Genomic DNA, 8,398 nt, shown 5'->3' with positions numbered 1-8,398 from the left:
ATTTTGGTTTGATTCAGTGGGTTCTTCATTTATTAATTTCTTTTGCTTAGAAATAGGAATTTGGAAATCTTGATCCTCTTGGTTTTGCGGAATAATAAATTTTACAGAAAGCTCTTCACCAGTAATATCATATAGAACTCCTGAAATTAGAGGTACATATCTTCCTTCAAGCCAATCCCTGGCAAAGTCATTTGGTACAGAGACAATAAATGTATCACCCTTTAATGAATGAGCCTTCGTTGATTTTAGCCAAGTTTCAAAACTAGGCTTACTGATCTTTTCTTCAATAATCGACAATGCTTTATTCCAAAGATCAGTTATATTTTCCAACACCATACCCTCCCTTAACTACTAATTTTGTTATTACAATGCTTGCATGGCCTGTCTCATGTAAATCTACTTTTCTTATTTCTTATCGAACGTAACACTGTTTTATTATAAAAATAATAGATTAATAATTATGCAACTGTATTCATTGTGGAAAAACATATAATAAGGAAAGAAAAACAGATTTCGACATTATTCACTGTTTGTGGACAAGTTTATTCAAGCGTTGTATATAAACTATCCACAAGTTATTCACATCTGTGGATAAATGTATTTTAATAAAAGATGTATTCAGAGTGAAAACACATTTATCATATCAAATAATGATTGATGGCGCAATGCTATTTGTAAATTATCCACAACACCAAGACTATGTGGAAAAAATTTATTAACAAGAAAATAATTTGTTCAAAACATGTCAATAAATGTTGTGGATAAGAAAAAATGTCGAAAATTTTATCCACAACACTATTGTTTTACGAAAAAAGGGATAAAATTTGGTAATGGAACAACCAGTTGACAATTGCTCTACTTCATCTTTATAATTGTAAGGACTGTCTTTTACTGAAATAAATGTTATCCTCGAAGGAGGTGTCATAGAATGAAAAGAACATATCAACCAAATGCACGTAAAAGAAGCAAAGTTCACGGATTCCGTGCACGAATGAGCTCAAAAAATGGACGTAAAGTCTTAGCTAGCCGTCGTCGTAAAGGAAGAAAAGTATTATCAGCTTAGACCACTGAAACGTCTCAGTGGTTTTTTTTTAAATAAAAAACGAAAAGCGGAAGCGCCTTGATCATCGACGTACAAACTGTAGGGCTTCTACTGAGATAAAGGAAACACAGGGAGGTAGTCCACGAGCTGATGTTGACTTATCGTAGGGAGGAGACCGGAAGTTTGCAAGTCGATAGGCGCTGAAGCTAGACAAAACGAAAAGCGGAAGTGTAATTTCCTTTGAAATGCAGGTGATGAAAATGAACAAAGCGCATCGGATAAAAAAGAACATAGAGTTTCAATATGTGTTTAAAAAAGGAAAATCATTTGCTAATAGGCAATTTGTTATTTACATATTAAAGAAGGAAAATCAAAAAAACTTCCGAATAGGTTTATCAGTAAGTAAAAAAATTGGCAAGGCAGTAAAACGAGTTGAAATAAAGAGATATATTCGCCAGGCATTTCACGAGATGTACCCATACATAGAGAGCGAATATGATTATGTGATTATCGCTAGGAAACCAGCGGCCGAAATGAATTTCCATGAAGTGAAAAAAAGCTTAGAACATGTACTAAAAATAGCAAAAGTAATTAAGGGAGAATATTTTAAGAAAAATAGGGGGGAACTGTTGGATTGAAGAAGAAATTATTCCTTGCAGCTTTACTTATCGGGTTAATTTCAGTTTTAGCAGGGTGTACAGAATTTAATAAGGATATCACTCCAGAGAGTAAGGGGCTCTGGAATGAGTATATTGTTTATCCGTTATCCCTGCTTATTATAAAGGTAGCCCATTTATTTGGAAATAGCTTTGGATTATCGATTATTGTTGTTACTATTTTAATTCGTCTTGTTATTTTACCTTTAATGATTAAGCAAACGAAAAGCTCTAAAGCAATGCAAATTCTTCAACCAGAATTACAGGAATTAAGAAAAAAGTATAGTTCAAAGGATGCCACAACACAACAAAAGCTCCAGCAAGAAACCATGCAGCTTTTTCAAAAGTATAAGGTCAACCCTTTAGCTGGATGTCTGCCATTGGTTATTCAAATGCCTATTTTATACGGATTTTATCATGCTATTAATCGTACACCTGATATTAGGGATTCTTCTTTCCTTTGGTTTGATTTAGGAGCAAATGATTATGTATTGGCTATTCTGGCAGGTATCACCACTTTTATTCAGCAAAAGATCATGATGGCCGGACCGCAAACTCAAAATCCTCAAATGGCGGTTATGTTGTGGGTAATGCCTGTCATGATTATTGTAATAGCTTGGAATCTTCCATCGGCATTGCCATTGTATTGGATTGTCGGGAACATTTTTATGATCATTCAGACCTATTTTATAAAAGGTCCAGAAATGAAAAAGGAAGTAGCGACTATTGGGAAATCGGGGGGAGCTAAAAGGTGAAAGAAGTTACTGCTACAGGACAAAGTGTCGAAGAAGCAGTCGAGTCAGCTCTTAGAGAATTAAACACAACAAAAGATCGCATTCATGTCCGTGTCATTGATGAAGGAAAAAAAGGGTTATTTGGATTATTTGGTGCAAAACCGGCTACTGTACATGTTCAAGTGAAACCGGATCCGATTGAAGAGGCAAAAAAATATTTGCTTGCTGTAACAAAGGAATTAGGAGTCCATCCAAAGATAGAGGTTGTACAAGATGGACGATTAGTTGAATTTAAATTATCTGGAGAGAAAATGGCCTTGCTTATTGGAAAAAGGGGGCAGACATTAAATTCTCTTCAATATTTAACCCAGCTTGTTTCAAACCGATATACAAATCAATATTTTACGATTACCTTAAATGTGGAGGATTATCGTGAAAGGCGTGAACAGGCACTTATTCAACTGGCCGGGAAGTTATCTTACAAAGCGCTTCGTACAAAACGCCCAATAAAATTAGAACCAATGCCTTCATTTGAAAGGAAAATTATTCATAGCCATTTAGCAAATAATGATCAAATAGAAACCTATTCTGAAGGTGTTGAGCCGAACAGATATCTGGTTATATCTCCAAAGTAAAAAGCTCTTTGCTGCTTGGGCAGCATAGAGCTTTTTTTTGTACCATAAAACTGGTAGGTTTCTACATCTTGCGTCGAAGCCCTCCTGTTTGTACGTCGATGAACAGACGTTTCCGCTTTTCGTATAGATTTATTGTTATTCACATGTGGATAAGTTAAAATAGAAATCATTGAATTCTTTTTTTGTGGATAAATACGAACGCACTCCATTCTTTAAATATATAGGTATAAAATTCTTTTGAAATGAGGTGAAGGTGAATGGAGCTAGATACAATTACAGCTATATCGACTCCGATGGGAGAAGGAGCTATTGCAATTGTTCGGTTAAGCGGTGATGATGCCATCATGATCGCTGATAAAGTATTTAGAGGTGTTAACGGAAAAAGGCTTAAGGATGTTCCTTCCCATACTATCCATTACGGTCACATAGTGGATTCGAGAACAGATGAAGTAATTGAAGAAGTCATGGTCAGTGTGATGAGGGCACCAAAAACCTTTACAAGGGAAAATGTAGTGGAAATTAATTGTCATGGCGGCCTTGTGTCTGTAAATCGGGTTTTACAACTAATATTATATTCTGGTGCAAGACTTGCAGAACCAGGTGAGTTTACGAAGAGAGCCTTTTTAAATGGACGGATTGATTTATCACAGGCTGAGGCAGTAATGGACTTAATAAGAGCGAAGACCGATCGGGCAATGAATGTGGCCATTGGGCAAATGGAAGGAAGATTATCAAAGCTCATTAAAAAGCTGCGTCAAGAAATATTAGAAGTAGTCGCACATGTAGAGGTTAATATCGACTATCCGGAGTATGATGATGTAGAAGAAATGACACACAAAATGTTAAAGGAAAAAGCACATTATATTCGGGACGAGTTAAAAAAATTATTACAAACTTCCCATCAGGGGAAAATATTGCGAGAAGGGCTTTCTACTGTTATTATTGGTAGGCCAAATGTAGGGAAGTCATCCTTATTAAATAGTTTTGTTCAGGAAAATAAAGCAATTGTAACGGATATTCCCGGTACAACACGTGATGTGATAGAAGAGTATGTAAATGTACGTGGTGTCCCGCTCCGATTAGTGGATACAGCTGGAATTCGCGAAACAGAGGATATTGTAGAGCGAATTGGTGTAGAGCGATCCAGAAAAGTGTTAAAAGAGGCCGATTTAATTCTCCTCGTCTTAAATTTCGCGGATGAATTAACAAAAGAGGATGAGCAGCTTTTTGAAGCCGTTCAAGGGATGGACGTTATTGTTATTATTAATAAGACAGATTTAGAGCAAAAGATAGATATGGAAAAGGTAAAGGAACTTGCAAAGGACCATAGGATTGTTACTACATCCTTATTAGAGGATAAGGGTGTGGATGAGCTGGAAGAGGCAATTGCTGCTATGTATTTTCAAGGATCTATCGAAGCACAGGATATGACCTATGTTTCTAACAGTCGTCACATTGCGTTAATTAGCCAGGCACTACAAGCTATTGAAGATGTAATCAATGGAATCGAAATCGGAACTCCAATTGATATTATTCAAATTGATTTAACACGTACATGGGATTTACTTGGTGAAATAATAGGCGATAGTGTTCAAGATGGCTTAATAAATCAGCTTTTTTCACAATTTTGTTTAGGAAAATAGAGATGGATGATGTAAGGAGGGAAATCCATTATGCAACAGTATGAAGCAGGACAATATGATGTCATTGTCGTCGGTGCCGGACATGCAGGATGTGAAGCGGGATTAGCATCTGCAAGAATTGGCGCCAAAACATTAATGATTACGATTAATCTTGACATGGTTGCCTATATGCCTTGTAACCCATCGATTGGCGGACCTGCCAAAGGTGTCGTCGTAAGAGAAATCGATGCATTAGGCGGCGAAATGGGAAGAAATATTGATAAAACATATATTCAAATGAGAATGTTAAATACAGGTAAAGGCCCAGCGGTTCAAGCATTACGCGCCCAAGCGGATAAGCATCAATATCAACACGAAATGAAAAAAACATTAGAGAATGAACCAAATCTAACATTAATGCAAGGTATGGTTGAAGAATTAGTGGTGGAAGATGGTGCTTGTAAAGGGGTTATCACCAAAACTGGTGCTGTATACCGTTCTAACACCGTTGTTCTTACAACTGGTACATTCTTACGCGGTGAGATTATTATCGGCGACTTGAAATATTCCAGTGGTCCAAATAATCAACAACCTTCCATAAAATTATCGGAAAACCTTGAAAGCCTAGGATTTGATCTTGTTCGTTTTAAAACTGGAACACCTCCAAGGGTTAACAGCCATACGATTGATTATAGTAAAACAGAGATTCAACCTGGTGATGAGGAGCCTAGAGCGTTCAGCTATGAAACAACAAAGTATATAACAGATCAATTGCCTTGCTGGCTGACCTATACGAATGAACATACCCATCAAATTATAGATGCAAATCTTCATCGCTCTCCGATGTTTTCAGGTATGGTGAAAGGTACAGGTGCACGCTATTGTCCATCCATTGAAGATAAAGTTGTCCGTTTTAGCGATAAACCAAGGCATCAAATTTTCCTAGAACCGGAAGGCCGTAATACAGAGGAAGTATATGTCCAAGGCTTATCAACTAGTTTACCGGAAGAGGTTCAACATAAAATCTTGGCAACTGTTCCAGGGCTTGAAAATGCACAAATGATGAGAGCGGGATATGCGATTGAGTACGATGCAGTTATTCCATCACAACTATGGCCAACTTTAGAAACAAAAGCTGTTCAAAATCTTTTTACTGCAGGTCAAATCAACGGTACATCAGGATATGAAGAAGCGGCTGGTCAAGGAATAATGGCTGGAATTAATGCGGCAAGGAAGGCATTAGGAAAAGAAGGAATTATTTTAAGCAGATCAGATGCTTATATTGGGGTATTATTAGACGATTTAGTAACAAAAGGCACAAATGAACCATATCGATTATTAACATCGAGGGCCGAGTATCGATTACTGCTTCGTCATGATAATGCAGATTTGCGATTAACGGAAATTGGATATAAAGTAGGACTCATTTCCGAGGAAAGATATCAAAAATTCTTGGCGAAAAAAGAGGCGATTGAGGAAGAAAAAGAACGCCTTCGCTCGATTATTATCAAACCAAATGAAGAGACACAAAGCCTTATCCGTGAAGTGGGAGGCAGCGAATTAAAGGATGGTATTCGTGCATCAGACCTTCTGAAGCGCCCGGAAATGAATTATCAGCATATAAAAATGCTCGTTCCTTCTGAAAAAGAGTTACCGAAGGAAATAGAGGAACAAGTAGAAATTCAAATCAAGTATGAAGGTTATATTGAGAAATCATTGCAACAAGTGGAACGCTTGAAGAAGCTGGAGGATAAGAAAATACCGGAAAATATTGATTATGATGATATCAATGGTATTGCTACAGAAGCACGTCAAAAGCTCAATAAAATACGACCAATCTCCATTGCACAGGCTTCCAGAATATCCGGAGTGAACCCGTCTGATATTTCTATTTTATTGGTTTATATCGAACACGGAAAAATTGCAAAGGTATCAGGAGATAACGAATAAGGAATGATTCATACATGAATGTGGAACAATTTGTTCAAAAACTAGAGGAAAAGGGGATTTCCCTTTCCTCCAATCAATTACACCAATTTGAACGTTATTTTGAGTTATTAGTGGAATGGAACGAAAAAATGAATTTAACGGCTATTACAGATAAGGAAGATGTATATTTAAAACATTTTTTCGATTCTATTTCTGCTGCCTTTTTTGTCAATCTAAATCAGCCCATTCATCTATGTGATGTAGGTGCTGGAGCAGGTTTCCCGAGTATTCCTTTAAAAATTTGCTTCCCGGATTTAAAGGTTTCTATTGTAGATTCTTTACAAAAGCGAATTACGTTTTTAGACAATCTAGCAAAGGAATTAAAACTAGAGCATACCTTTTTTTATCATGACAGGGCTGAAACCTTTGCAAAAAATAAGGAACATCGTGAAAAATATGATATGGTTACTGCAAGAGCAGTTGCCAGAATGTCGGTTCTCTGTGAACTATGTTTACCTTTGGTTAAGGTAGGTGGAACATTTGTTGCGATGAAAGCAGCAAATGCTAAGGAGGAACTGGAGACTGCACAGAAAGGCATTAAAATTCTTGGCGGAAAGCTGCAAGAGGTCCATTCCTTTACGTTACCGTTCGAGGAAAGTGAGCGGAACATTATTATCGTAAAAAAAGATAAATCGACACCAACAAAGTATCCTCGTAAACCAGGGACACCTAATAAACTTCCCTTGGAATAATAGTGGTGGGTACATAGTACGATAGAAGTTTCATATTATGTTGGAAAAACTCGAAAAATATCCCGCGAAAATGCAGGAACTTGTCTTATAATAGAGAATAAGTAGGTAGGGAGTTTCTTAAAGGTGGTGTAGGAAAATGAAGCATCCTTTTTCTCGTTTTTTTGGTGTAAGCGAAAAGGAAGAAGAAGTAGAGATAGAATTTGAGACGGAAATAGAAAATGATAAAGAGGAAGTTCGAAAAATTCCTATCTCAAATATTGTTCCTAATCGATTCCAGCCAAGGACGATTTTTAACGAGGAAAAAATTCAGGAATTAGCACGTACCATTCATACTCATGGCATTATTCAACCGATAGTTGTACGTGAATACGAGCCTGAGCAATTCGAAATTATTGCTGGTGAGCGCAGATTCAGAGCAATGCAATTGCTTGAATGGGATACAGTTCCAGCAATCGTAAAAAATTTGAATGATACCGAAACAGCTTCCGTTGCTTTAATCGAAAATTTACAACGCGAAGAACTTTCGCCGATTGAAGAAGCAATCGCATATGGGAAGCTTTTGGATCTACATAATCTAACTCAGGAAGCATTAGCGCAAAGACTTGGCAAAGGGCAATCGACAGTTGCCAATAAGCTGCGTCTATTAAAGCTCCCACAAGAAATTCAAGATGCATTATTACAAAAGTTAATTACAGAAAGACATGCAAGAGCACTTATTCCTTTAAAAGACCCAGAAAAACAAATACGGGTATTAAACGATATTATTGCCAAAAATTTAAATGTAAAGCAAACGGAGGATGCTGTCGTAAGGCTACTAAATAAGCCAGAGAAAAAACCAAAGCCGAGAAGACAAGCCTTCAGTAAAGATATGAGAATTGCAGTTAATACCATTCGTCAATCATTATCAATGGTGACTGATAACGGAATAAAGCTTGATTCAGAAGAAGAAGAGTTTGATGAATTTTATCAAATAACCATAAAGATCCCAAAAAGTAATAAATAAATTTATCAGATTAGTAGAAGCTTAT

9 protein-coding genes are annotated in these 8,398 nt (G+C 36.7%); 8 read left to right on the top strand and 1 reads right to left on the bottom strand.

Annotation, left to right across the window (positions count from 1 at the left end; genetic code table 11):
• The coding region (locus tag NSQ59_RS27130) for a DnaA N-terminal domain-containing protein (RefSeq protein WP_340833113.1) at nt 1-330 on the bottom strand (330 nt) is incomplete at its 3' end.
• 598 nt (nt 331-928) lie between these two features.
• Between NSQ59_RS27130 and rpmH the strand changes: the two genes are divergently transcribed.
• The 8 genes from rpmH to noc all read left to right on the top strand — a co-directional run bounded on the left by rpmH (nt 929) and on the right by noc (nt 8,373).
• A complete protein-coding gene (gene rpmH / locus NSQ59_RS27125) occupies nt 929-1,063 on the top strand; it encodes a 50S ribosomal protein L34 (protein ID WP_055741635.1) in 135 nt (44 codons plus the stop codon).
• 239 nt (nt 1,064-1,302) lie between these two features.
• Nucleotides 1,303-1,680 (top strand): ribonuclease P protein component, encoded by a 378-nt coding sequence (rnpA, locus tag NSQ59_RS27120; protein ID WP_055741634.1) that lies wholly within the window; start codon nt 1,303-1,305, stop codon nt 1,678-1,680.
• Nucleotides 1,677-2,453, top strand: a complete 777-nt coding sequence (gene spoIIIJ, locus NSQ59_RS27115; protein WP_055741633.1) for a YidC family membrane integrase SpoIIIJ — start codon at nt 1,677-1,679, stop codon at nt 2,451-2,453. The genes rnpA and spoIIIJ overlap by 4 nt, the downstream gene beginning before the upstream one ends.
• The gene (gene jag / locus NSQ59_RS27110) at nt 2,450-3,067 is read left to right on the top strand and encodes an RNA-binding cell elongation regulator Jag/EloR (RefSeq protein WP_055741632.1); all 618 of its coding nucleotides are present in this window, start codon (nt 2,450-2,452) and stop codon (nt 3,065-3,067) included. Before spoIIIJ ends, jag begins: the two co-directional genes overlap by 4 nt.
• Before the next feature lie 257 nt (nt 3,068-3,324).
• Nucleotides 3,325-4,710 carry a tRNA uridine-5-carboxymethylaminomethyl(34) synthesis GTPase MnmE gene (mnmE, locus tag NSQ59_RS27105; protein WP_055741631.1) on the top strand — a complete coding sequence of 462 codons (1,386 nt, stop codon included), beginning with the start codon at nt 3,325-3,327 and terminating at the stop codon, nt 4,708-4,710.
• A gap of 30 nt (nt 4,711-4,740) precedes the next feature.
• Nucleotides 4,741-6,639: a tRNA uridine-5-carboxymethylaminomethyl(34) synthesis enzyme MnmG gene (mnmG, locus tag NSQ59_RS27100; protein WP_055741630.1), complete on the top strand. Its 1,899-nt coding sequence runs from the start codon at nt 4,741-4,743 to the stop codon at nt 6,637-6,639.
• Nucleotides 6,640-6,653: 14 nt separating this feature from the next.
• Nucleotides 6,654-7,370, top strand: coding sequence for a 16S rRNA (guanine(527)-N(7))-methyltransferase RsmG (gene rsmG, locus NSQ59_RS27095; RefSeq protein WP_055741629.1), 717 nt, complete (start codon nt 6,654-6,656; stop codon nt 7,368-7,370).
• Nucleotides 7,371-7,506: 136 nt separating this feature from the next.
• Nucleotides 7,507-8,373, top strand: coding sequence for a nucleoid occlusion protein (noc, locus tag NSQ59_RS27090; protein ID WP_055741628.1), 867 nt, complete (start codon nt 7,507-7,509; stop codon nt 8,371-8,373).
• Nucleotides 8,374-8,398: the final 25 nt, after the last annotated feature.

The organism is Margalitia sp. FSL K6-0131 (assembly GCF_038008735.1).
Classification (GTDB): domain Bacteria; phylum Bacillota; class Bacilli; order Bacillales; family Bacillaceae_C; genus Margalitia; species Margalitia shackletonii.
The sequence above is the reverse complement of the archived record's forward strand: the minus strand, read 5'-3'. Positions and strand labels throughout refer to the sequence as shown.

Coding starts and splice junctions, on each gene's coding strand:
- rpmH (WP_055741635.1), top strand. CDS start 929: ATGAAAAGAACATATCAACCAAATGCACGTAAAAGAAGCAAAGTTCAC.
- rnpA (WP_055741634.1), top strand. CDS start 1,303: ATGAACAAAGCGCATCGGATAAAAAAGAACATAGAGTTTCAATATGTG.
- mnmE (WP_055741631.1), top strand. CDS start 3,325: ATGGAGCTAGATACAATTACAGCTATATCGACTCCGATGGGAGAAGGA.
- mnmG (WP_055741630.1), top strand. CDS start 4,741: ATGCAACAGTATGAAGCAGGACAATATGATGTCATTGTCGTCGGTGCC.
- rsmG (WP_055741629.1), top strand. CDS start 6,654: ATGAATGTGGAACAATTTGTTCAAAAACTAGAGGAAAAGGGGATTTCC.
- noc (WP_055741628.1), top strand. CDS start 7,507: ATGAAGCATCCTTTTTCTCGTTTTTTTGGTGTAAGCGAAAAGGAAGAA.